The organism is Pseudonocardia wallangbongensis (genome assembly GCF_054486945.1).
Map to the genome: position 1 here is coordinate 235,418 of NZ_JBRERS010000005.1, position 22,109 is coordinate 257,526.

The window sequence follows — 22,109 nt, forward strand, 5'->3', positions numbered from 1 at the left end:
GGTATCCATGCGCTACGGGAAGTACCGGTTCATCGCGAGCTTCCTCGCGTTGCCGCTCCTGCTCTACATCGTCTTCGTGGTGTCGCCGTACCTGCAGGCGATCTACATCTCGATGACCGACTGGCGGGGGTTCTCCGCCGACCGGAACTTCGTCGGGCTGGCGAACTACGTGGAGCTCGCAGGCGACACGCGGTTCTGGCGGGCGATGTGGCACAACCTGCTGCTGCTGATCGTCGTGCCGGTCGTGACGCTGGCGATCGCGCTGTTCCTCGCCACCATGACCACGGTGGCGGGGCGGCGCGGCACCGTCGGGCGCGGCGGGGTGCGCGGCTCGCGGTTCTACCAGGTCGTGTTCGTCTTCCCGCACGTCGTGCCGCTGGTGATCGCGGGTGTGCTGTTCGGGTTCTTCTACAACCCGGAGGCCGGCCTGCTGAACGGGCTGCTGCGGCTGGTCGGGTTCGACTGGCTCACCCGCCCGTGGCTCGGGGACACGACGTTCGCGCTGCCTGCGGTGATGGCCGTGCTGATCTGGAGTTTCGTGGGCTTCTTCTACGTCGTGCTCAGCGCGGCCATGAAGTCGTTGCCCTTGGAGGTGTTCGAGGCGGCGGTGCTGGACGGGGCCGGCGGGATCCGGACGTTCGTGAGCATCACGCTCCCGATGCTCACCGACAGCATCAAGTCCTCCTACATCTACCTGGGGATCCTGATGCTCGACGGCTTCGCGCTGCTGCAGGTGATGCTGCCCGACGGCGGCCCGGACGGGTCCACCGAGGTGGTGGCCCAGTACCTGTACCGCGCGGCGTTCACCGACGGCCGGTTCGGCTACGCGTCGGCCATCGGGGTGGCGCTCTGCCTGGTGACGCTGGTGCTCGCGATCGTGGTCCTGCGCATGGGCCGCCGCGAGCGAGTCGAGTTCTGAGGGGATCCAGATGTCGATCGACACGCGCGCACCGGCCTCCGTGCCGTCGCGGCCGTCGGCCCGGCGCGCACCGGAGGGGGGTTCGGCGGGCGAGCGCGGCCTGAGCGTCGTGTCGCACGGGCTGCTCGTCGTGTGGATGCTGCTGGGCGTGGTGCCCCTGCTCTGGGCGGCGCTCACCAGCTTCAAGTCCGACCGCGAGATCTTCACGAGCCCGTGGAGCCTGCCCACCGAGTGGCACTTCGACAACTTCGTGCGGGCCTGGACCACGGCCAACATCGGCCGCTACTTCATCAACAGCGCGATCGTCGTCTGCGCGGCGGTCGTGCTGGTGATGTTGCTCGGGGCGATGGTCGCCTACGTGCTCGCCCGGTACGAGTTCCCGGGCCGCAACGCGATCTACTACACCCTCGTCGCCGGGATGACGTTCCCGATCTTCCTGGCGCTCGTGCCGCTGTTCTTCGTGGTGCAGAACCTCGGCATGCTCGGCACCTACCACGGGCTGATCCTCGTCTACACGGCGTACGCGCTGCCGTTCACGGTGTTCTTCCTCACCGGCTTCTTCCGGACGCTGCCGGGCGCGCTCGTCGAGGCGGCGATGCTCGACGGCTGCTCGCACGCGGGCGCGTTCTTCCGGATCATGCTGCCGCTGGCCAGGCCGGGGATGATCAGCGTCGGCATCCTCAACTTCTTCGGCCTGTGGAACCAGTTCCTGCTGCCGCTGGTGCTCATGCCGGACCAGGACCGGTACGTCCTCTCGCAGGGGCTCGCGGTGCTCGCGGCCAACCAGGGGTACCGCTCCGACTGGAGCGCGCTCTTCGCCGGTCTGGTGATCGCCCTGCTCCCGGTGCTGGCGGTGTACATCACGTTCCAGCGGCGGATCCAGGACGGGCTCGCCGTGGGTGCGATGAAGTAGCGCGTACCCGGTAATCCCGCGCGTCGCGGCGTACCGTTAGGTTGTGATCGGGCAGAAGGTGCGCGTGCAGGCGCTGCGGTGGGTGTTCCGCGTCCTGTTCGGGCTGCCGAGACCGGTCAAGCGCCTCCTCGCGGGCCGCGCGATCTCCGTGGACGCCCAGGAGCTCGACCTCGACCTGCAGCTCCTCGGCCGGATCGACCGGCTGCTCGCCAGCAAGGACGGCGGCACGGTGGATCGGGCCACGCTCGCGGAGCAGCGGCGCCAGGCCGACGTCGCCGCCGACCTCGTTGCCGACGCCCTCCTCGCCCACATCGAGACGCGTGACCTGCAGGTCCCGGGCGAGACCGGGCCGCTGCCCGCCCGGCTGTACGTGCCTCCCGCGGTGCCGGACACCCGGTCGTTGATGATCTACTTCCACGGCGGCGGGTTCGTGATGGGCAGCGTCGCCTCCACCGACCCGCTCTGCCGGCTGCTCGCCGCCCAGTCCGGGGTGCGCGTGCTCTCGGTGGAGTACCGGCTTGCGCCCGAGCACCCGTACCCGGCGGCGCTGGAGGACTCCCTCTCGGCGTTCCGGTCGGTCCGGGCGGACGCGGCCGCGTTCGGGGCTCAGCCGGATCTGGTCGCGGTCGGCGGCGACAGCGCGGGCGGCAACCTCGCGCTCGTGGTGGCCCACCAGCAGGCCCTCCTCGGCGGCCCGCTGCCCGCGTTCGTGCTCGCGCTCTACCCCGTCACGGACGTCGACCGCACCGGCGGGTCGCGGGAGCTCTTCGCCACCGGGTTCGGGCTCACCGCCGGCCTCCTGCGCGAGCTCGAGCGCATGTACCTGCCCGACGGCGTGCCCACCGACGACACCCGCGGCGCGGTCCTGCGCGCCAGTGACCTGTCCGGCATGCCGCCGGTGTACCTCGCGACGGCGGGGTTCGACCCGCTGCGCGACGAGGGCGAGGAGCTCGCCGCCCGGCTGCGCGAAGCCGGGGTGCCGGTGGTCGCCCGGCGCTTCCCGGGCCTGGTGCACGGCTACGCCAGCTTCACCGCCCTGTCCGCCACCGCCCGGGACGCCACGCTCGACGCCGCCAGCGCCCTGCGGGCGGGCCTCGGCCTGGTGGCGGGCCGCAGTGCGGCCCGGGCGCGGCGCCTGCGCATCCCGGAGCTGCACCGGGCCGCCCGGCCGGATCCGCTCGCGGGCGGCTGATCGCGGCCTACGATCCGTACGTGGATCGCCGTGATGTCGCCGTGACCCTGCCGTGGATGGGCTCGGGCACCGAGCTCCTCACCCGGGCGGTCGACGCCCTGCCCGACGACGCGCTGCGCGCCCCGAGCGCGCTGCCCGGCTGGAGCCGCGCCCATGTCGTCGCCCACGTCGCGCGCAACGCCGAGGCGCTCATCCGCCTCGCCACCTGGGCGCGCACCGGCGTCGAGAGCCCGATGTACCCGTCCCGGGAGCACCGGGCCGCCGAGATCGAGACGTCCGCGCAGTCGTCCGTCGACGTCCTGCGCGCCGAGCTCACCGGCACCGCGGAGGAGCTGGACGCCGCCCTCGCCGCGCTGGACGGCACCACCTGGAAGGCGGAGGTCCGCAGCGCGCTCGGGCGGCCGATCCCGGCGGCCGAGATCCCGTGGATGCGGGTGCGCGAGGTGTGGCTGCACGCGGTGGACCTCGACGCCGGGGTCGCGGTCGCGGATGTCGCCCCCGACGTCGTGGACACCCTGCTCGACGACTCCACGGGCACGCTCTCGGCCGCCGAAGGGTGTCCGGCCGCGGTGCTGGCGCCCACCGACCGCGAGCGGACGTGGGCGCTCGGCCCGGCCTCGGGCGACCCCGTGCAGGTGCGCGGCGAGGCGGCGCAGGTGCTCGGCTGGCTGGTGGGCCGCTCCGGCGCCGTCGAGGCGGTCGCGGCCGACGGCACCCTCGCCCCCGCCCCGGCCCCGCCGCGCTGGCTCTGATGCGGTGACGAGCCCCTCGGGCGGAGCGAACGGCACCCTCCTAGCGAGCGAACGCGCCGCTCGCCCCACCCACACCGGGTGCTGCGCGTCCCCGAACCGGGTGGCACAGTGCCGCGGTGGAGATCACCTTCGTCGGCAGCGGCGACGCGTTCGGCAGTGGTGGCCGCTTCCAGACGTGCATCCGGGTACGGGCCGACGGGGCCACCGTCCTCGTCGACTGCGGGGCCACCAGCCTCACGGCGATGCGCGCGCAGGGCGTCGACCCGGGCGAGGTCGGGGCCGTCGTCCTCACGCACCTGCACGGCGACCACTTCGGTGGGCTCCCGTTCCTCGTCCTCGACGGCCAGTTCAGCCGGCGGACGGCGCCCCTCGTCGTGTTCGGGCCGGTGGGCACGCGGGACCGGCTGCACACCGCGATGGAGACGTTCTACCCGGGTTCCACCGGGGTGCAGCGGCGGTTCGAGGTCGAGGTGGTGGAGCTGGACGGGGCCGGCGGTACCCGCCGGCACGGGCCGTTCGCGGTGCGCAGCTGGGAGGTCGACCACGCCAGCGGCGCGCCGGCGCTCGCGGTGCGGGTCGACGCGGGCGGGTACGGCTTCGGCTACTCGGGCGACACCGCGTGGACGCCTGCGCTCGTCACGGCCGCGGACGGGGCGGACGTCTTCGCGTGCGAGGCCTACACCTGGGATCAGCAGGTGCGCTACCACCTCGACTACCGCACCCTGCGCGAGCATGCTGGCGAGTTGGCGGCGGGCCGGCTGGTGCTCACCCACATGGGGCCGAAGATGCTGGCCCGGTTGCGTGAGGCCGAGCACGCCGCCGCCGTCGACGGACTCGTCCTCCACACCGGGATGCTCTAGTTCTAGATGAAAGGACCATCCGATGCCGCAGCCACAGGGAGCCGAGCTCGACACGATCCGTGCCCGACGCGGGGAGCTGAGGGAGCGTTACCTCGTCGAGCCCGCCAAGCGCCCGGAGTCCACCGTGCTCGGGGTGCACCACCTCGCGCTGATCTGCCGCGACGCGGAGGAGACGATCCGGTTCTACCAGGAGCTGCTCGGGTTCCCGCTGGTCGAGCTCGTGGAGAACCGCGACTACGCCGGGTCCAGCCACTTCTTCTTCGACATCGGCAACAGCAACCTGCTGGGCTTCTTCGACTTCCCGGGGCACGACCACCCGGACTTCAGCGAGACGATCGGCGCCGTCCAGCACCTCGCGCTCTCCACCTCGCCGGAGGAGTTCGCGGCCGCGAGGGAGCGCCTGGACGCCGCCGGCATCTCCTACCTCGGGCCGGACCGGGGCGTGGAGAACAGCCTGTACCTCCGCGACCCCAACGGCGTCGGGCTCGAGTTCTACTGCGAGAAGCTCGGCTTCTTCGAGGGGGAGCCGCTGCTCTCGTCCTGACACCCGGCGGGCGCCCCGGTGGAACCCGACCGCCCACTCGTGCGTCCCTCTATGTGGAAGACGTGTACATCGATCGCGACGGGTGGGGAGCATGGACGAGTTCCGTGGCCGCGGTGGGCCGCCGCCTCGGCCGCCCGGGCCGGGGCGCCGCGGCGGAGCGCCCCAGTGGGGGCAGCCGCAACGGCCGCACCCGGGGCGAGCCTATCCACCCCCGCCGCCACCGCCCGGGCGGGGAGCGGGCCACCCGCCCCAGGTGCCTCCGCGCAGGCCGCGTCCCCTGCAGCGCACGGCGCTCCTGCCGGCCCAGCGCCGCAGGCGCCCGCAGGGAGCGGCGGGGGCGCCGCCGCGGCGCCCGGGCCGGCCGAGGCCCGTTCGGCGCCGGCCGCGCTGGGGGCGCCGCCTGGGCATCGCGCTGGTCGCCCTCGTGGCCGCCGTGGCCGCGTTCGCGCTCTACGTGGACGGTTCGCTCGCCCGCGTGCCGGCGCTTCCGTCGGACAGCGAGGCGTCCTCGGCGGGCACGAACTGGCTGATCGTCGGCTCCGACAGCAGGGCGAACCTCACGGCCGAGCAGCGCAAGGAGTACGCCACCGGCGACCCGGAGTCGGAACTCACCGACACGATCATGCTCCTGCACACCGGGAGCGGCCCCACCACGCTGGTCAGCATCCCGCGTGACTCCATCGTCGACATCCCCGGCAAGGGCCGCCACAAGATCAATTCGGCGTACGGCCGCGGCGGCGGCGCCGAGGGCGGTGGCCCCGAGCTGCTCGTCAGCACCGTCGAGAACGCCACCGGCCTGCGCATCGACCACTACATCGAGATCGGGTTCCTCGGCATCGTCTCCGTGGTCGACGCGGTGGGCGGCGTCGAGATGTGCGTCCCGGAGGCGATCAAGGACCCCAAGGCCGCGCTGGACATCGAGGAGGGCTGCCAGACCCTCGACGAGGCCACCGCGCTGGGCTACGTGCGCACCAGGGCCACCGCCTCGTCGGACTTCGGGCGGGTGGAGCGCCAGCGCGCGTTCATCTCCGCGCTGCTGGACAAGGCCACGAGCCCGAGCACGCTGTTCAACCCGTTCCGGACGATCCCGCTGGCCACCGGGCTGTCCAACTCGATCGCGGTGGACCGCGGCACCCACGTCTGGCACCTGGCCCAGCTCGGCCTGGCGATGCGCGGGCTCTCCGACGGCATCTCGACCACGGTCCCGGTCCGCGACGGCGTGGTCAACTGGGACCGCACGCGCTCGAAGGCGCTGTTCGGGGCACTGGCGGCGGACGAACGGCCCCCGGACAACGCGCTCGGCCCCTGACCCATCCGACGAACGCGACGTTCATCGGTTCGTGATGGCGCTCAGGCGGGCTTGCGCCGCTTGCGGGGGGCCTCGTCGTCGTCCTTCTTCCGTGAGGACGACTTCCGGGTCGGCTTCTCCTCCGCCGGTTCCTCAGGGGCCTCGGCCGGCTTCCCGCTCGCGGACCGCGCGGCCTCCACGCTCGCCTGCAGCGCGCTGAGCAGGTCGGTCATGCTGTCCGGGCCCTCCTCGCGCTTCTCCGCCGCCGGGGCGGGCCGGGTGTCGCCGGTGGTGCGCTTGCGCTCGATCAGCTCGACGACCGCGTCGCGGTACTCGTCGTGGAACTGCGTGGGGTCGAACTCGGCGCCCAGGCTCTCGACGAGGGAGGCGGCCATCGTCAGCTCCTGGGGCCGCAGCTCCACCTCGGTGTCGAGGATGTCGAACTCGGGCTCGCGCACCTCGTCGGGCCACAGCATCGTCTGCAGCACGATCGCCTTGTCGCGCACGCGCAGCAGCGCGACGCTCTCCCGCTGCCGCAACGCCACCTTGACGACCGCCATCCGGTCGGTCTGCACCAGCGCCTCGCGCAGCAGCGCGTACGGCTTGGCCGCCTTGGCCTCCGGCTCGAGGTAGTAGCTCTTCTCGAACAGCAGCGGGTCGATCTGGTCGGCCGGCACGAACTCGATCACGTCGATCTCGTGCCCGGACTTCGTGGGCAGCGAGTCGAGGTCCTCCTCGTCGAGGGTGATCAGCTCGCCGTCGTCGGTCTCGTAGCCCTTGACGATGTCCGCGTACTCGACCTCCTCGCCGTCGATCGAGCAGGTGCGCTTGTACCTGATCCGTCCACCGTCGGCCGCGTGCACCTGGTGGAACCTGATGTCGTGGTTGGACGTGGCCGAGTACGCCTTCACCGGCACGCTCACCAGTCCGAACGACACCGCGCCGCTCCACATCGCGCGCATGCGAGCCCCCATTTCCTCCGCGTTCCTTGCACCAGGTGCCAGCATGGCGGCGTGCAGCCCATGCTCGCCACCCCCGGCGCCCTTCCGAGCGGCCCGGAGTGGCTGTTCGAGGTGAAATGGGACGGCATGCGGTTGCTCGCCGACGTCGCCGACGGCCGGGTTCGGCTCTCCAGCCGCAGCGAGCGGGACGTCACCGCGAACTTCCCCGAGCTCGCGGCGCTCACCGACCTCGCCCCCGACGTGCTGCTCGACGGCGAGGTGGTGCTCCTGGAGAACGGCGTGCCCAGCTTCGCGGCGTTGGCCGACCGGATGCACGGCCCGGTCGCACCGCGGGTCGCGCAGGCCCGGCCCATCACGTTCATGGTGTTCGACGTGCTCCGGCTCTACGGCGTGCCGCTGCTGGACCGCCCGTTCGCGGAGCGTCGCGGCACCCTCGAACGCCTCGGCCTCGCCTCGGTCCCGGTGCTCTCGCTCTCCCCGGTCTACACCGACGGGGCAGCGCTGCTCGACGCCACGCGGGAGCGGGGGATGGAGGGCGTCGTCGCGAAGAAGCGTGACGGCGTGTACCGGCCCGGACGGCGCAGCCCCGGCTGGACGAAGATCACCCACCGGCACGCGCAGGCCTGCATCGTCGGCGGGTGGCGGCCGGAGCGCGGCGGCTCGAACCGGATCGGGGCGCTGCTGCTCGGCGTGCCCGACGGCGGCGCGCTGCGGTACGTGGGCCGCGTCGGGTCCGGTCTCGCGGGCGAGCGCGTGCAGCGGCTCCTGCAGGAGCGGCTGACGCAGGTGGAGGCCTCGCCGTTCGCCGGGTCGCTGCCGCGCGCGGAGGTGGCCGGCTCCCGTTGGTGCGAGCCCGACACGGCGGTCGAGGTGAGCCATACCGGCTGGACGGGGGCCGGGCGGCTCTGGCATCCCGTGTTCCGCGGGGTGCGCGACGACCTGGACCCCGCTCACGTGGAGTTCGAGGGCTGAACGGCCGAGAATGTCGGTGTCGGATCACGCGCGGCGACGAGGAGGCCACGTGCAGCGATCATGCATGGTGCAAGGCCACGACGGGCCCGGCGCTCGGCTACGGTGGCTCCGGTGACGACGATGCTGACGTGGCAGGCCGAGGACGGCCACGGCCTCGAGGGCGTGCGGATGATCCCCGGTCACGGTGGGTTCCGGGCCCTCGGGCGCATGGTGCGGGTGGAACTGGACGGCGGTTTCACCTCCTCCTACCGGCTCGTGGTCGGCGACGACGGCGCGCTCTCCCGGCTCTCGGTCACCAGCGCCACCGCCGAGCGGGAACGGCACCTCACGATCAACCGCACCGACGACGGCGTCTGGCTGCTCGACACCGGCGCCGGCTCCGGTGCCGTCCGCGACGACTGCGCGGGCGCGGTCGACGTCGACCTGGCGTACAGCCCGATGTTCAACGCGATTCCGATCCGCAGGCTCGGCCTGCACCGGCAGGCGGGCGAGCACACCCTGCCGATGGTGTTCGTGTCGCTGCCCGACCTGGAGGTGCGCGTGGTCGAGCAGACCTACCGCACCGTCTCCGAGCTGGACGAGCGCACCGGCCACGCCGAGATCGGGTTCCGGTGGGGAGACTTCAGCGCCGACCTCGTGGTCGACGCCGAGGGCGTCGTGACCACCTACCCGGGCCTCGCCCGCCGGCTGGAGCCCGCCGCCAGCTGACCTGTCCGGTCGATGGCCGGTCGTTGGCCTCGACCCGGGTTGATCGTCGATCAAGACTGATCGACATGAAGATGATGCGCTGGGCGGCCGTGGCTGCCGTTCCGCTCGGTCTGCTGCTCGCCGCAGGACCGGCCGTCGCGGCACAGCCCACCGTGCCCGCGATGTACGTGGACGGGTACAAGACGAAGCAGGACTGCCAGAAGGACCGCGAATGGCACATCTCGCAGGGCCGCCACCCCGGTCCCTGCAGCAAGCCCTGGTGGGAGGACAGCTGGGGCTTCTCGTACTGAGCATCACAGCGCCAGGCGGGGCCAGTTCCCGGTGTCGCGCAGCAGCTGCCGGTCGTGGGTCGCCACCACCACCGCGGCCGGTGTGGCGCCGACGGCCTCGGTGAGCTCCTCGACGAGCGTGATCGACAGGTGGTTCGTCGGCTCGTCGAGCAGGATGACGTGCGGTCGGACGGCCAGCAGCAGTGCCAGGTCGAGGCGGCGCTGCTGGCCCACCGACAGCTCGGTGACCGGACGCCGCGCGTCCCGGGAGGTGAGGAGGCCGAGCGCGCCGAGCGGCACCACCTCGCTCTCGGCGAGGCGGCCCGCGCTGACGAGCCGGCCGACCACCGCGTCGTGGACGTCGAACGCGCGCCGCCGCGACGGCGGCGGTGACTCCTGTGCGAGGAGCCCGATCCGGGCCGAGCGCGACCGGTGCACGCAGCCCGTGCCGGGCTCGAGCCGCCCGGCGAGCACCGCGAGCAGGCTGGACTTCCCGGATCCGTTCGCCCCGGTGACGACGAGCCGGTCCCCCGAGCGCAGCGCGAGCGACCGCGCGCGGTCCAACCGCCCGCCGACCGTCACGTCCTCGGCCTCCAGCAGCGTGGCGCCCGGGAGCGCCGGCATCCGTGGCGCGGCGAACCGCAGCGGCGGCTCCGGTGCCGTGACGGGGTGCGCGTCGAGGTCCTCCCGCCGCCGGTGCACGGCCCGCACCAGCGCCGGGGCCCGGGTCGCGCGCGTGTGCTTGCCGGTGCCCTTGTCCGGGCGCCAGCCGGTGGAGAGCCGGTTCCGCGCCGCCGACAGGTCGTCGGCGAGACGCTGCCGCTCGCGCTGCTGCTCCCGGTGCTCGGCCGCCCAGCGCTCACGCTCCGCGCGGTACCCCTCGCGGTAGCCGGCGAGCCCGCCGGCGTACGTGCGCGGGCGCCCGTCGCTCGTCGGGTCCAGGTCGAGCACCGCGGTGACGACGTCGGCGAGCAGCGCGCGGTCGTGGCTGACCAGCACCACCCCGCCCGGGTGTTCGCGCAGCCGGGCGGTGAGGTGCTCGAGGCCGCCGGCGTCGAGGTGGTTGGTCGGCTCGTCGAGCAGCAGCCAGGTCGTGCCGCGCGCCCAGCAGGCAGGCCAGCCGGATGCGGTAGCCACCCCGCGTCGCGCAGGCGCAGTCACCGGCTCAGGAAGGCCGGGAGGGTCCGGGAGATGTGCGATGGACGTCGGACGGCGCCGACGTCTCAGAGGAAGTAGAGGTGCACGGAACGGACCGTACCAAGATCCGGACGCAGGTTCGCGGTGATTTCGCTCAGGCCCAGCCGACGACGGCGTCGCCGCGGCGGCCGATCTCCCGCAGCTCGCCGGGGGTGGCGCCCCGCCGCACCCGCACGTGCCGCGGGGTGCGGGCCGCGGCCCAGCGCAGGCGGCCCTCGTGGCCAGCCCGGACGGTCGCCGCCAGCCCGCCGGTGGAGGCGAGCGCGCCGCGCATCGCGCCGAGGCGGCCCAGCGCGTCGTCCACGGCGGCGAGCAGCGCGTCCCGGTTGCCCTCGCACATCGCGAGCACGAGCTCGGGGCGGGTGCCGGCCACCCGCGTGCCGTCGGCGAACGACGAGGCGGCCAGCGCGAGCGGCAGGTCGTCGTCGCCCGCGGCGCCCACGGCCGCGAGCACGGCCGCGAGCAGGTGCGGCAGGTGCGAGACGCGCGCCACCGCGAGGTCGTGCTCGTCGGACGCGGCCGGCACCACGCGCGACCCGCAGGCCCACGCGAGCTCCGCGACGTCGGCCCACACGTCGAGGTCGACGCCGTCGTCCGCGGCCACCACCCAGGCGGCATCGGCGAACAGGCCGCCGTTCCCCGCGGCCCAGCCCGACTCGGAGGTGCCCGCCATCGGGTGCCCGCCCACGTAACGGGCCCGTGGCGCGGTCCGGGCCACGGCGTCGGCCACCGCGACCTTGACGCTCACCGCGTCGGTGAGCCGGCACGTGGGCGCCACGGCGGCGACCCGCCGCAGCACGCCGTCGACGGCCGGCAGCGGGACGGCCAGCACCACGAGCGCGTCCGCCTCGGCGGCCCGGCGCAGCGCGGCGTCGGTGTCGGTGCCGACGTCGAACCCGTCGGCACGCGCCTCCGCCGCGGTCCCGTCGGATGCACTGGTGCCCCAGACGGTCCGCCCGGCCTTGTCCGCGGCCCGCATCAGCGACCCGCCGATCAACCCGGCGCCGATCACGCACACCGCCCGCTCCGTCACGCCGCGGAACGGTACGCGGCCCGCCCTCAGCCGCGGGCGAGCGCCCCCGCCACGCGCAGGACCCCGCGCTCCTCCAGCCGCACGCCGACGATCTGGACGCCCGCGGGGAGGCCGCCGTCGGTCACCTCGCCGGGCACGGAGGCGGCGGGCCACCCGGTGAGGTTGAACGGCAGGGTGAGCCCGAGCAGCTGGGGCCGGACCGCCACCTCGGCGCCGTCGACCGTGACGTCGGCCTGCCCGATCGGGGTGGCCCGCAGCCGGGTGGTGGGCAGCAGCAGGACGTCGAGGTGGGCGACGGACGCGCGCAGGGCCGCCTTGAGGCGCCGCCGGGCGCGCAGGGCGTCGACGTAGGCCCGCGCCGGCTGGTCGGCGAACGGCAGCAGCCGCTCGCGCGTGATCGGCTGGTAGTCCTGCGGCCGGTCGGCGAGCCACCGGGCGTGCGTGGCGTACGCCTCGGCGCCGACGATCACCGGGTACGTGGCGGCGAGCTCCTCGATCATCGGGGTGGACACCTCGTGCAGGTGCGCCCCGCGTGCCTGCAGCCGGGCGGCCGCGGTGTCGACCGCCTTGGCGAGGGCCGGGTCGAGCGCGCGCCAGTACTCGTCGGTGAGCAGGCCGACGCGCACGCCGCCGACGCCGGGGCTCTGGATACCGCCGCCGGTGCCGTCCGGCCGGCTGAGCACGTCCCACGCGACGGATGCCGCGTGCACGTCGGGGGCGAGCACGCCGACGTGGTCGAGGGACTCCGAGAGCGGGAAGCACCCGTCGACCGGCAGGGCGCCGAACGCCGGCTTCAGCCCGACCACGCCGCAGAGCGCGGCCGGGGTGCGCACGCTCGCGCCGGTGTCCGTGCCGAGCGCGAGCGGCAGGTGCCCCGCGCCGACGGCGGCCGCGGAGCCCGACGAGGAGCCCCCGGTGATCCGCGACGGGTCGTGCGGGTTGTGCGCGGGTCCCGTGGCGGCGACGTCGCCCGTCGGTCCGTAGGCGAACTCGTGGGTGTGCAGCTTCGCGACGACCACGGCGCCCGCCTCGCGCAACCGGGCGACCACCGGTGCGTCGACGGCCGCAGGCGGAGCGTCGGCGAGGACGTTCGAGCCGGCCCGGGTCGGGAGGCCTTCCACGTCGATCAGGTCCTTCACACCCACCGCGACGCCGTGCAGTGGCCCGCGCCACTCCCCGCGCGCCAGCTCCGCGTCCCGCTCCGCGGCCGCGGCCAGCGCGCGTTCGGAGTCCAGGGCGATGACGGCGTTGCACGTGTCGGCGGCGAGGCGGTCCAGGACGTCCCGGACGTGCTCGGTGGCGGAGAGCTCCCGGGAGCGCAGGGACATGCCGAGTTCGCGGAGATCAGGCAGCACCCCGCCATCCTTACAGGCCGGTTGGGAGGGTGCTGACGAGCTGCGGCCGTAGCGAGCGGTGTCCAGGTGGTCGCATCGCAAGGCGGAGGAGGAGGCCGATACCGGGTTGTGTCTGCGACGACGACAACGCAGCGAGGTGGCCGCCTGGGCGCCGCGCAGTAGGCCACAGCTCGTCAGTGCGCTCCTAAGGCCAGGCCGGCGTAGACGGCGACACCCGCGGCCATCGCCTCCTCGTCGAAGACGACGCGGTTGGAGTGGTTGGGCGGGGCGAGCGCGGGGTCGACGCTGGGCGGGCAGCCGCCGAGGAACGCGAGCGCGCCGGGCACTTCGGCGAGCACGTAGGAGAAGTCCTCGGCGCCCATGATCGGGCTGGACATCGGGACCACGTTGTCGCGCCCGAGCACGTCGCCGGCGAGGGCGGAGACGTGGTCGACCGCCCCGGAGTCGTTGACCGTGACGGGATATCCCGGCTCGATCTCCACCTCGGCCGTGCACCCGTGGGCCATGGCGGTGTGCCGGCAGACCCGCCGGATCTCCTCGTACATGGTGGCGCGGGTCGTCTCGGAGAGGCTGCGCAGCGTGCCCTCGAGGACGGCGGTCTCCGGGATGACGTTGTTGGTGGTGCCGGCCATGATGTGCGCGATCGTGAGCACCACCGGTTGGTGGGTGTCGATGCGCCGCGTCACCGCGGTCTGCAGCGCCCCCACCATCGCCGCGGTCGCGGGCACCGGGTCGAGCGCGTCGTGCGGGGCCGAGGCGTGGCCGCCGCGGCCGCTGACGGTGACCCGGATGACGTCGGCGGCCGCCATCAACGGCCCGGGACGGGCGTGCACCTCGCCGGACGGCAGCGTCGCGGAGATGTGCAGGGCGAACGCGGCGTCCGGCCGGCCGGTGGGACCGGTGCGGTCGAGCAGGCCCTCCTCGATCATGTACCGGGCGCCGTGGAAGCCCTCCTCGCCGGGCTGGAACATGAACACGACGCGCCCTCTGAGCTCGTCGCGACGGTCGGCGAGCACGTGGGCCGCCGACGCGAGCATCGCCACGTGCGTGTCATGCCCGCAGGCGTGCATGCTGCCGGGCACCTCGGAGGCGAACGGGAGCCCCGTGTCCTCCGGCAGGGGCAGCGCGTCCATGTCGCCGCGCAGCAGGATCGTGGGGCCGGGTCGATGGCCCTCCAGCACCGCCACCACCGAGCTGACCGAGCGGCCGAGGTGCACCTGCACCGGCAGGTCGGCGAGCGCGGTGACCACGGCATCCCGCGTGCGGGGCAGGTCGAGCCCCAGCTCCGGATGGCGGTGCAGCGCACGCCGCAACGTCACCGTGCGTGGCTGGACACTGCGGGCGTGGGCGTGCAGTCCGTCGATCGGGGCACCCGGTAGCGACATGTGCACGATCCTGGCATCTCCGGGAGGTGACGCGAGGGCCAACTTCCCGTTGTGGTTTGGAGCACAGTCGCCCGGAGGCTTACCGTATGGGCTATGGCGGTGCAGAGCGTCGAGCGTCCCGCGGACGTGCGGGAACAGGCCCTGCCCGGATACGCCGTCGCGGCGATCCGGGAGGACGGCCTGTGGCGTTGCCTGCGTCTGGCACCCGAGGCGCTGGTCGACCTCGACACGGCGATCACCGAGCTGCGCGCGCTGCGCTCCACCGGCGCGGTGCTCGGCCTGCTCGACGTCGACGACGAGTTCTTCGTGCTGTTGCGCCCCACGCCGGGTGGGGTTGCGCTGATGGTCTCCGACGCTGTCGCGGCCCTCGACTACGACGTGGCCGCCGACGTGCTCGACCTGCTGCGCGTCGAGCTCCCCGCCGAGGAGGACGCGCTCGATGCGCCGCCGTGGCCGGAGGGCGACCTCGCGATCCTCGCCGACCTCGGCCTGCCCGCCGACGAGCTGGAGGTGCTCGCCGTCGAGGTCGAGCTCTATCCCGACGAGCAGCTGGCCACGATCGGCCGTCGCTGCGGGTTCGCCAACGCTCTTGCCGAGGTCGTCGAGTAGGCCCGGGTGACATTGCCACCGCTCGCCTCGGACGAGGCGCTCGTCCGGCGTGCGCTCGTGGTGGCCGCGGCCGCACCGGCCACCGGCGACGTCCCGATCGGTGCGATCGTCGTCGACGCCGCGGGCCGCGAGCTGGCGGCGGCCTGCAACGCGCGCGAGGCCCTGGGCGACCCCACCGCGCACGCCGAGCTGCTCGCCCTGCGCGCGGCGGCGGGCGTCGCCGGCGAGTGGCGCTTGGAGGGCTGCACGGTCGCCGTCACGGTCGAGCCGTGCACGATGTGCGCGGGAGCGCTCGGGCTGGCCCGGGTGCGGCGGGTCGTCTTCGGCGCCTGGGAACCGCGGACGGGCGCCGCGGGCTCCCTGTGGGACGTGCTGCGCGACCGGCGCCTGAACCACCGCCCCGAGGTGGTGGGCGGCGTGCTGGAGGCGGAGTGCGCCGAGCTGCTGGAGGAGTTCTTCGCGCCCCACCGCTCGGGACACTAGTTCGGGCGGCCGCCCTACGCCGGGAACCGCTGCGTGAGCCAGCTGCGCACCAGGTCGAGCGCGGACGGGTCGATGGTCGTGTCGATGGTGGCGTACTCGTCCAGGCCGCCGGTCCCGGCCGGCTGCATGAGGTGGTTGAGCCCGGGCAGGGTCCGGACCGTGGCGTCCGGGTCCCCCGCGAGCAGCGAGCGCATCAGCGGCTCGTTCTGCCCCGCCGGGACCTGCAGGTCCGCGCCGCCGAAGAACGCGAGCGCGGGCACCCGGAGCGCCTGCAACGCGGGGGCCGGGTCGTGCACCGCCCACGAGCGGTAGTACGGGTTGACGGTGGCCGCCACCTGGGCCTCGATCTGGTCCGGGCTGGGCTGCTGCTCCGGCGGCAGGCCCGTGGCCTGGGACACGAGCTGCCGTACGGCGAGCGCACGCGCCCGCTGGTAGTCCTCGGCCCGCAGCAGGGCGACCAGCGTGTGCACGTATGCGATCTGCTGCGACACGACCTGGGGCGGGGCCCCCGCGGACTCGAGCAGCAGCTGGTTCTGCAGCGCCAGCACCTCCTCACCGGGTGCGGCGGGCCCGGCCATCATGATCGCGAACGCGATCGGGGTGCGCTGCGCGACCAGCGGAACGAGGTAGCCGCCCTCGCTGTGCCCGAGCAGCCCGATCTTCGCGCCGTTGATGTCCTGGCGGCTGCGCAGGTAGTCCAGGCCGGCCACGACGTCGCCGGTGAGCTGGTCGTAGTTCGAGTCGTAGATCGATCCGGTCGACCCGCCGATGCCGCGGTCGTCGACGCGCAGCACCGCGTACCCGGCGCGCGTCAGGATGTCGGCGAGCAGCAGGAACGGCTTGTGCCCGAAGAGCTCCTCGTCGCGGTTCTGCGCGCCGCTGCCGGTGAGGAGCACGACCGTGGTGAACGGGCCCGGTCCCTGCGGGAGGGTCAGCGTGCCGGCGATGTCGACGCCCTGGCCGGGGTACTTGACCTCCTCGATGCGGTACGGGAACGGGGGCTTCGGCTCCTGCGGCCGGCCCGCGACGGGTCCGGGGCGCAGCACGAGCGGGAACGACTGGCCGTACTGCGTGAACGCGCCGGGGATGCTCTTGCCGTCCGCCTCGAACGTGCCCCGGTACCAGGCGTCGCCCCCCACGTCGGGGAGGCGGAAGTAGAGGTCGCGCGCCTCGAGCTGCACGTCGGTGAGCGGCATGGCCTTGATGGCCTGCGCCGGGATGTCGATCTCGCCGTGCAGCGCGCCGTTCTCGGCCGTCAGCCGGATGCCGATCTCGAGCGGTGCGCCGGGGATCCCGATCCGGCCGGCCCACTCGCCCGCCGTGGTCTCCGCCGTGGGTGTCACCGGGGCAGGAGGTGGCGGTGGGGGAGGCGGCGGTGTGGATGTCGATCCGCAGCCCGCGAGCAGCAGCAACACGACGGGCAGGGCGGCGAGCAACCGGCGCATGCGGGTCACCGTATTGGAGGAACGTGAACGCGATTAACCCAGTCGCCCCGCGGCGATCACCCGGGACAGGAACTGCCGCGTGCGTTCCTGCACGGGGTCGCCGAGAACCTGGGCCGGCGGGCCGGACTCGAGCACGCGCCCGCCGTCGAGGAAGCAGACCCGATCCGACACCTGGCGGGCGAAGCCCATCTCGTGCGTCGCCATCAGGATGGTGACGCCCTCGGTGGCGAGCTCACGGACGATGGCGAGCACCTCGCCGACCAGTTCGGGGTCCAGGGCGGAGGTGATCTCGTCGAGGAGGAGCAGGCGCGGGCGGACCGCGAGCGCACGGGCGATCGCCACCCGCTGCTGCTGGCCGCCGGAGAGCCGGTCGGGATGGTCGCCGGCCCTGCCCGCGAGCCCGACGCGGTCGAGCAGCCGGCCCGCTCGCTCGTCGGCCTCCGCGGCGGGCAGGCCGTGCACCACCCGCGGGGCCAGCGCGACGTTCTGCAGCGCGGTCATGTGCGGGAACAGGTTGAACGCCTGGAACACGATCGCCATGCGCCGCTGCGCCGCCGCCACGTCGGCCCGCGGGTCGGAGACGTCGACGCCGTCGAGCAGCACCTGGCCGTCGTCGACCTCCTCGAGGAGATCGACGCAGCGCAGCAGCGTCGACTTGCCGGAACCCGACGAGCCGATCACCGTGACGACCTGGTGCTCGCCGACCGTGAGGTCGACGTGGTCGAGCACGGTGGCGTCGCCGTAGCGCTTGACGAGGCCGCGCACCTCCAGCACCGAGGTCATGCGAGCCCCTGCCGGCGGGTGGCCCGTGCGGCCACGGCGTCGGCGATCCGCGCGGTGGGCACCGCGAGCAGCACGAACAGCAGTGCCGCCACGACGTAGGGCGTGAAGTCGAACGTGCGCGCCGACGTGATCTGGGCGGCCCGGATCGCGTCCACCGCGCCGAGCACCGAGATCAGCCCGACGTCCTTCTGCAGGGCGACGAAGTCGTTGAGCAGCGGCGGCAGGACCCGCCGGACCGCCTGCGGAAGGATCACCAGCCGCATCGACTGGCGGTGGCTCAGACCCAGCGAGCGGGCCGCGGCGCGCTGCGACGGGTGCACCGACTCGATCCCCGCCCGGAAGACCTCGGCCACGTAAGCGGAGTAGACGAGGATCAGCGTGATCGTGCCGAGTACCGCGGTGTCCGTCGGCACGCCCTGCAGGCGCAGCGCGGGCAGCCCGAAGCCGATCAGGTAGAGCGCGATGAGCAGTGGCACTCCGCGGAACAGGTCCACGTACCCGGTGGCCAGCGCGCGCAGCGGGAAGAACACCGGGCCGCGCAGCGTGCGCAGCACGGCGAGCAGCAGCCCGAGCGTGAGGACCCCGAGCTCGGCGACGACGAGCACCCGGATGTTCAGCCACAGGCCGGCGAGGACCTCGGGCAGCGAGTCCCAGCCGACCCGCACGTCGAGGAACGTCTCCTGGACGCGCGGCCAGCCCGGTGCACTGGTCACCCCGATCGCCACGGCCGCGGCGAACACCACGGTGGACGCGAGCGCGACCAGGGTGGAGCGCCGGGCCCGGTAGCGGCGGTACGCGAGCCGCCCCTGGGCGAGCGGACTCAGGATCACCGCAGTTCCGGGGCGGTCTCCGCCGACGCGAGCCACTGCTCCTCCAGCGCGGCGAGCGTGCCGTCCGCGCGGAGCCGCTCGACCACGGCCGAGACGCACGCGGTGAGCGGGCTGTCCTTGTCCAGCACGGCCCCGAACTGCTCCGGGGTGCCGCGGCCCAGCGGCAGCTGCCCGACGATCTTCGCGTTCTCCAGCTCCGCGGAGGTGATGTAGAACGCCGTGGGCAGGTCCACCACGATCGCGTCGACCTGCCCGTTCGACAGGGCGAGCTTCGCGTCGTCGTTGGTGTTGAACACCGCGGGCCCGCTCGTGGGGACGATCTGGTCGACGATCGCCTGGTAGCTCGTGGTGCCCACCTGCGCGCCGAGCCGCAGGCCCTTCAGGTCGGCGATCGAGGCGACGCCCGCGCCCGGGCCGGTCCCCAGCGCGACGACCGCCTGCTTCACGTCGTAGTACGGCGCGGAGAAGTCCACGGCCTGCGCCCGCTCCGGGGTGATCGAGAACTCGGTGAGGTTCAGGTCGTACGACTTCGGCCCGGGCTGGATGGACGCGTTGAACGGCACGCGGACCCAGGCGACCTCGTCCCGCGGGTAGCCGAGCCCGTCGGCGATCGCGTAGGCCACGGCGCTCTCGAAACCACGGCCGGACGCCGGGTCGTCGTCCAGGTACCACGGCGGGTAGACCGGTTGGTCGGTGCCGAGCGTGAGCGTCCCCGCCGTGAGGGTGGGCAGGGCGCCGGGCTCGCAGGACGATCCGCCGGAGGCCGGCGGTGCCGCCGGCTCGGGCGCACACGCGGCGGCGGAGAGGACGAGGGCGGCCGCCACCAGCACCCGCCGTGCGGCTGACGAGGAGATCACCGCTGGATTCTCCACCGGCCCCCGGGCGGGGCGTCACGCAGTCCGGGCGCCTAGTAAGCTCTTCGGCGGTAGCGTGTCCGAGCGGCCGAAGGAGCGCGCCTCGAAAGCGCGTGACGTGCAAGCGTCCGTGGGTTCAAATCCCACCGCTACCGCCAGCCTCAGCAGGGCGAACGCCGGGCCTCCCCCGAGGGAGGACCCGGCGTTCGTCGTCGACGCGAGGACTACCTGCGGACGCGGATCATGCGCCGATCAGGTTTCCGCGCCGCGCCCGTCTGTACGTGTGAGACCGACTCACTGGAGGCTGGCACGATGCGGAAACTGATCTTCGGCATGAACGTGACCCTGGACGGCTACACCGCCGCGACCGGCGACGACATCGGCTGGAGCGGCGGGGACTCCGGCGCGCACGGTGGGCCGAGCGACGAGCTGTTCCAGTGGTGGCTCGACCGGGAGCGGGCGAACGAACTGTTGCTGTACGGGCGCAAGCTGTGGGAGGCGATGAGCTCCTACTGGCCGACCGGCGACCAGCAGCCCGGCGCCGGCCCGGCGGAGATCGAGTTCGCGCGGAACTGGCGGGACACGCCGAAGGTGGTGTTCTCCTCGACGATCGACAAGGTCGACTGGAACACCCGCCTGGTCACCGGCGACGCGGTCGCCGAGATCACCCGGCTCAAGGCCGAGGACGGCGGGCCGATGGGCATCGCCGGCGCAACGCTCGCCGGGGCCGCCGTGCGGGCCGGGCTGATCGACGAGTACGCGCTGGTCACCGTGCCGGTCCTGGTGGGCGGCGGCACGCCGTTCTTCACGGCGCTGGACAGCTGGGTGAACCTGAACCTGGTGGAGACGCGGACGTTCCCCGGCGGCGTGGTGCTGACCCGGTACGAGACGAGGCGATGAGCACGGCTTGTGCCATCACAGCGTCGGGGGCAGGCCCAGCCATGGTTTGTCGGTGGCGTCGAACCCGGTGAGCTCGGCGATCTTCCCGTCGACGATGCGCAGGACCGCGATGGCAAAAAGCCGGTACTCCGGGGCGTCCGGGGTGCGGAGGTACAGCACGGCGGCAGGCATGCGGTTGACCGTCGTGGCGATACCGCGCCAGTCGTCGTGGCCGCGCTGGAAGAGCCCACCGGAGACCCAGCCGTCCACCGCGTCCTCGGCCGTCATGATCACAGTGCCCGGATCGGGCAGCATCGCGAAGCGCAGGTCGCCGCGCAGCAGGGACATCAGCCCGTCGAGGTCGTTGCGCTCATGGGCGTCGATGTACGACCCCACCACGCCGCGCTCTTCGTTCGACAGCTCGTGGGTGGCGGGGCTCCGCCAGTCGAGGCGGCGGGCGGGCAGCTGCTCGCGCATCGTCACACGGGCCCGCTGCAGTGCGCTCGTCACCGATGCGACGGTCAGCTCGAGGGCGTCGGCGGCCTTCGACGCCGGCCAGCCGAGGACGTCGCGCAGGATGAACACCGCCCGCTGCCGCGGCGGCAGGTGCTGGACGGCGACGATGAACGCCAGCTCGATCGTCTCCCGCGCCACCACCGATTCCTCCGGGTCCTCGGGGAGCATCCGGTCCGGGTACGGCTGCAGGTACGGCACCTCGGAGCCGGCATCCGGCAGCTCGGTCGGTACGGGTGTGCGGTTCCTGCGCTTCTCCAGGAAGTCGAGGCAGGCGTTCGTCGCGATCCGGTACAGCCAGGTCCGCAGCGCAGCGTGGCCCTTGAACGACTCCCGCTTGTTCCACGCTCGCAGGAACGTCTCCTGCGTCATGTCCTGGGCGTCCTCGTAGTTCGCGAGCATCCGGTAGCAGTGCACCTGCAGCTCACGCCGGTGGCGCTCCGTGACGAGTGCGAACCGCGCCGTGTCGTCCGAGCGGACCGCCGCGAGGAACGTGGCCTCGTCGACGCCCAGCGGTCTGGCGTCGGTCATGGTCGTCAATCCTTCCACCGGTGCGAGGGGCTATCAGAACTGACGACGTGGCGGAGGATTTCTGATCGGTGGATTCGTGCGGGCGTTCAGCTGGTCGAGGGCGGGCGGGGACAGGAGGTCCCGGAGCGTCCGAACCGCTCCTTCCGGATCGTCGGCACACCCGCCGATGATCGCGTGGGCCGCGCCGAGACCGGCGGCGTCGACGATGCCCTTCTCGTTCAGCACCCACTCGCCTCGCCCGGCCAGTACGCCGTGCGCCGTCTGCGCGGTGGCCCGCGCCATCGTGCCCGCGGCGAGCGTGACGTCCCCGCGCGCCGCGTACTTCTCGGCGAAGGCGAGCGAGAAGGCGCCGTTCCAGCTCCACCGTCGACGCGCTGCCGCCCGCAGCGCGTCCGGGTAGGTCACCCGCGGCAGCCGGCCGTGCAGCACCCGGCAGGTCGCGAGCTCGCCGACCGGGGTGTAGGTGGGCAGGCCGGCGATGTGGCCCTCGACGTTGTCGATGTCGAACCGGCCGGCCTGCGCGTCCGCCCACCAGCCCTCCACGACGTCGAGGTCCCGCAGGAGCACGTCCACCGGCTCGCCCTCGACCGAGATCCACGCCCCGCCGTTGATGATCCGGCCCCACTCACCGGGCGACGCGACGTGCCCGGGGAATCCGAGCCCGGCGATGAGCGCGGCGTCGAAGCCGCCGCGGTAGTAGAGCCCGATGTCCCAGTCGCTGTCGGGGCGCTCCGTGCCGCGCGCCCGGCTCCCGCCGAGCACCACGGCGACGACCCCCGGGAGCGCGACGAGCTTCGGGACGATCACGTCGAGCACCGCCATGCCCCGATGAT

General features: G+C 73.4%; 23 protein-coding genes, 1 tRNA gene and 1 pseudogene. 14 read left to right on the plus strand and 11 right to left on the minus strand.

Annotated elements, in window-relative coordinates; translation table 11 throughout:
* Window positions 1-7: 7 nt before the first annotated feature.
* The 7 genes from ACU436_RS20100 to ACU436_RS20130 all read left to right on the plus strand — a co-directional run bounded on the left by ACU436_RS20100 (window position 8) and on the right by ACU436_RS20130 (window position 6,489).
* Window positions 8-919, plus strand: a complete 912-nt coding sequence (locus ACU436_RS20100; protein ID WP_459027441.1) for a carbohydrate ABC transporter permease — start codon at window positions 8-10, stop codon at window positions 917-919.
* Between the two features lie 10 nt (window positions 920-929).
* Entirely contained in the window at window positions 930-1,832 is a 903-nt protein-coding gene (locus tag ACU436_RS20105; RefSeq protein WP_459027443.1) for a carbohydrate ABC transporter permease, read from the plus strand.
* Window positions 1,833-1,875: 43 nt separating this feature from the next.
* On the plus strand, window positions 1,876-3,024 hold the full coding sequence (locus ACU436_RS20110) for an alpha/beta hydrolase (RefSeq protein ID WP_459027445.1): 1,149 nt from the start codon (window positions 1,876-1,878) through the stop codon (window positions 3,022-3,024).
* A 20-nt stretch (window positions 3,025-3,044) separates the two neighbouring features.
* Window positions 3,045-3,776 (plus strand): maleylpyruvate isomerase family mycothiol-dependent enzyme, encoded by a 732-nt coding sequence (locus ACU436_RS20115; RefSeq protein ID WP_459027447.1) that lies wholly within the window; start codon window positions 3,045-3,047, stop codon window positions 3,774-3,776.
* 116 nt (window positions 3,777-3,892) lie between these two features.
* Window positions 3,893-4,636, plus strand: a complete 744-nt coding sequence (locus ACU436_RS20120) for an MBL fold metallo-hydrolase (protein ID WP_459027449.1) — start codon at window positions 3,893-3,895, stop codon at window positions 4,634-4,636.
* Window positions 4,637-4,658: 22 nt separating this feature from the next.
* The gene (locus tag ACU436_RS20125) at window positions 4,659-5,180 is read left to right on the plus strand and encodes a VOC family protein (protein ID WP_459027451.1); all 522 of its coding nucleotides are present in this window, start codon (window positions 4,659-4,661) and stop codon (window positions 5,178-5,180) included.
* 253 nt (window positions 5,181-5,433) lie between these two features.
* Complete coding sequence (locus tag ACU436_RS20130; protein WP_459027453.1) at window positions 5,434-6,489, plus strand: LCP family protein; 1,056 nt, start codon at window positions 5,434-5,436, stop codon at window positions 6,487-6,489.
* A 41-nt stretch (window positions 6,490-6,530) separates the two neighbouring features.
* Here ACU436_RS20130 and ku read toward each other — a convergent pair whose 3' ends face one another.
* A complete protein-coding gene (gene ku, locus ACU436_RS20135) occupies window positions 6,531-7,430 on the minus strand; it encodes a non-homologous end joining protein Ku (RefSeq protein ID WP_459027455.1) in 900 nt (299 codons plus the stop codon).
* Window positions 7,431-7,490: 60 nt separating this feature from the next.
* Between ku and ligD the strand changes: the two genes are divergently transcribed.
* From ligD to ACU436_RS20150, 3 genes are all read left to right on the plus strand, one after another.
* Window positions 7,491-8,402, plus strand: coding sequence for a non-homologous end-joining DNA ligase (ligD, locus tag ACU436_RS20140; protein WP_459028159.1), 912 nt, complete (start codon window positions 7,491-7,493; stop codon window positions 8,400-8,402).
* 120 nt (window positions 8,403-8,522) lie between these two features.
* Complete coding sequence (locus ACU436_RS20145) at window positions 8,523-9,110, plus strand: putative glycolipid-binding domain-containing protein (protein WP_459028161.1); 588 nt, start codon at window positions 8,523-8,525, stop codon at window positions 9,108-9,110.
* Between the two features lie 65 nt (window positions 9,111-9,175).
* The gene (locus ACU436_RS20150) at window positions 9,176-9,400 is read left to right on the plus strand and encodes a hypothetical protein (protein WP_459027457.1); all 225 of its coding nucleotides are present in this window, start codon (window positions 9,176-9,178) and stop codon (window positions 9,398-9,400) included.
* 3 nt (window positions 9,401-9,403) lie between these two features.
* Here ACU436_RS20150 and ACU436_RS20155 read toward each other — a convergent pair.
* From ACU436_RS20155 to ACU436_RS20170, 4 genes and pseudogenes are all read right to left on the minus strand, one after another.
* Window positions 9,404-10,511 (minus strand): annotated as a pseudogene (locus ACU436_RS20155) (ATP-binding cassette domain-containing protein); the annotation flags it as partial.
* A gap of 159 nt (window positions 10,512-10,670) precedes the next feature.
* On the minus strand, window positions 10,671-11,609 hold the full coding sequence (locus ACU436_RS20160; protein ID WP_459027459.1) for a prephenate dehydrogenase: 939 nt from the start codon (window positions 11,607-11,609) through the stop codon (window positions 10,671-10,673).
* 26 nt (window positions 11,610-11,635) lie between these two features.
* On the minus strand, window positions 11,636-12,964 hold the full coding sequence (locus ACU436_RS20165; protein WP_459027461.1) for an amidase: 1,329 nt from the start codon (window positions 12,962-12,964) through the stop codon (window positions 11,636-11,638).
* 173 nt (window positions 12,965-13,137) lie between these two features.
* Window positions 13,138-14,349, minus strand: a complete 1,212-nt coding sequence (locus ACU436_RS20170; protein ID WP_459027463.1) for a M20 metallopeptidase family protein — start codon at window positions 14,347-14,349, stop codon at window positions 13,138-13,140.
* Window positions 14,350-14,442: 93 nt separating this feature from the next.
* Here ACU436_RS20170 and ACU436_RS20175 point away from each other — a divergent pair, with 93 nt between their 5' ends.
* Both ACU436_RS20175 and ACU436_RS20180 read left to right on the plus strand, forming a co-directional pair.
* Window positions 14,443-14,958 (plus strand): tRNA adenosine deaminase-associated protein, encoded by a 516-nt coding sequence (locus ACU436_RS20175; RefSeq protein WP_459027465.1) that lies wholly within the window; start codon window positions 14,443-14,445, stop codon window positions 14,956-14,958.
* A gap of 12 nt (window positions 14,959-14,970) precedes the next feature.
* Complete coding sequence (locus ACU436_RS20180; protein ID WP_459028163.1) at window positions 14,971-15,441, plus strand: nucleoside deaminase; 471 nt, start codon at window positions 14,971-14,973, stop codon at window positions 15,439-15,441.
* Window positions 15,442-15,455: 14 nt separating this feature from the next.
* On the opposite strand, the gene ACU436_RS20185 is transcribed toward ACU436_RS20180, so the two are convergent.
* From ACU436_RS20185 to ACU436_RS20200, 4 genes are read right to left on the minus strand one after another with little or no spacing between them, the layout of a single operon-like run.
* Window positions 15,456-16,886, minus strand: a complete 1,431-nt coding sequence (locus tag ACU436_RS20185; RefSeq protein WP_459027467.1) for an alpha/beta hydrolase family protein — start codon at window positions 16,884-16,886, stop codon at window positions 15,456-15,458.
* A 33-nt stretch (window positions 16,887-16,919) separates the two neighbouring features.
* The gene (locus tag ACU436_RS20190; protein ID WP_459027469.1) at window positions 16,920-17,669 is read right to left on the minus strand and encodes an amino acid ABC transporter ATP-binding protein; all 750 of its coding nucleotides are present in this window, start codon (window positions 17,667-17,669) and stop codon (window positions 16,920-16,922) included.
* Complete coding sequence (locus tag ACU436_RS20195) at window positions 17,666-18,499, minus strand: amino acid ABC transporter permease (protein ID WP_459027471.1); 834 nt, start codon at window positions 18,497-18,499, stop codon at window positions 17,666-17,668. Before ACU436_RS20195 ends, ACU436_RS20190 begins: the two co-directional genes overlap by 4 nt.
* Window positions 18,496-19,356, minus strand: coding sequence for an ABC transporter substrate-binding protein (locus ACU436_RS20200; RefSeq protein WP_459027473.1), 861 nt, complete (start codon window positions 19,354-19,356; stop codon window positions 18,496-18,498). Before ACU436_RS20200 ends, ACU436_RS20195 begins: the two co-directional genes overlap by 4 nt.
* Before the next feature lie 67 nt (window positions 19,357-19,423).
* Between ACU436_RS20200 and ACU436_RS20205 the strand changes: the two genes are divergently transcribed.
* Both ACU436_RS20205 and ACU436_RS20210 read left to right on the plus strand, forming a co-directional pair.
* Window positions 19,424-19,511 (plus strand) — tRNA-Ser (locus tag ACU436_RS20205).
* Window positions 19,512-19,665: 154 nt separating this feature from the next.
* Window positions 19,666-20,253, plus strand: a complete 588-nt coding sequence (locus ACU436_RS20210) for a dihydrofolate reductase family protein (protein ID WP_459027475.1) — start codon at window positions 19,666-19,668, stop codon at window positions 20,251-20,253.
* 15 nt (window positions 20,254-20,268) lie between these two features.
* Here the strand turns inward: ACU436_RS20210 and ACU436_RS20215 are convergent, their stop codons facing one another.
* On the minus strand, window positions 20,269-21,276 hold the full coding sequence (locus ACU436_RS20215) for an RNA polymerase subunit sigma-70 (RefSeq protein ID WP_459027477.1): 1,008 nt from the start codon (window positions 21,274-21,276) through the stop codon (window positions 20,269-20,271).
* A 33-nt stretch (window positions 21,277-21,309) separates the two neighbouring features.
* A complete protein-coding gene (locus tag ACU436_RS20220) occupies window positions 21,310-22,098 on the minus strand; it encodes a nucleotidyltransferase domain-containing protein (protein WP_459027479.1) in 789 nt (262 codons plus the stop codon).
* Between the last annotated feature and the right edge of the window lie 11 nt (window positions 22,099-22,109).

Excerpts from the sequence above, each read along its gene's own strand:
- ACU436_RS20100 (WP_459027441.1), top strand. The coding sequence starts at position 8 with ATGCGCTACGGGAAGTACCGGTTCATCGCGAGCTTCCTCGCGTTGCCG.
- ACU436_RS20105 (WP_459027443.1), top strand. The coding sequence starts at position 930 with ATGTCGATCGACACGCGCGCACCGGCCTCCGTGCCGTCGCGGCCGTCG.
- ACU436_RS20125 (WP_459027451.1), top strand. The coding sequence starts at position 4,659 with ATGCCGCAGCCACAGGGAGCCGAGCTCGACACGATCCGTGCCCGACGC.
- ku (WP_459027455.1), bottom strand. The coding sequence starts at position 7,430 with ATGCGCGCGATGTGGAGCGGCGCGGTGTCGTTCGGACTGGTGAGCGTG.
- ligD (WP_459028159.1), top strand. The coding sequence starts at position 7,491 with ATGCTCGCCACCCCCGGCGCCCTTCCGAGCGGCCCGGAGTGGCTGTTC.
- ACU436_RS20145 (WP_459028161.1), top strand. The coding sequence starts at position 8,523 with ATGCTGACGTGGCAGGCCGAGGACGGCCACGGCCTCGAGGGCGTGCGG.
- ACU436_RS20150 (WP_459027457.1), top strand. The coding sequence starts at position 9,176 with ATGAAGATGATGCGCTGGGCGGCCGTGGCTGCCGTTCCGCTCGGTCTG.
- ACU436_RS20170 (WP_459027463.1), bottom strand. The coding sequence starts at position 14,349 with ATGTCGCTACCGGGTGCCCCGATCGACGGACTGCACGCCCACGCCCGC.
- ACU436_RS20175 (WP_459027465.1), top strand. The coding sequence starts at position 14,443 with ATGGCGGTGCAGAGCGTCGAGCGTCCCGCGGACGTGCGGGAACAGGCC.
- ACU436_RS20185 (WP_459027467.1), bottom strand. The coding sequence starts at position 16,886 with ATGCGCCGGTTGCTCGCCGCCCTGCCCGTCGTGTTGCTGCTGCTCGCG.
- ACU436_RS20190 (WP_459027469.1), bottom strand. The coding sequence starts at position 17,669 with ATGACCTCGGTGCTGGAGGTGCGCGGCCTCGTCAAGCGCTACGGCGAC.
- ACU436_RS20210 (WP_459027475.1), top strand. The coding sequence starts at position 19,666 with ATGCGGAAACTGATCTTCGGCATGAACGTGACCCTGGACGGCTACACC.
- ACU436_RS20215 (WP_459027477.1), bottom strand. The coding sequence starts at position 21,276 with ATGACCGACGCCAGACCGCTGGGCGTCGACGAGGCCACGTTCCTCGCG.
- ACU436_RS20220 (WP_459027479.1), bottom strand. The coding sequence starts at position 22,098 with ATGGCGGTGCTCGACGTGATCGTCCCGAAGCTCGTCGCGCTCCCGGGG.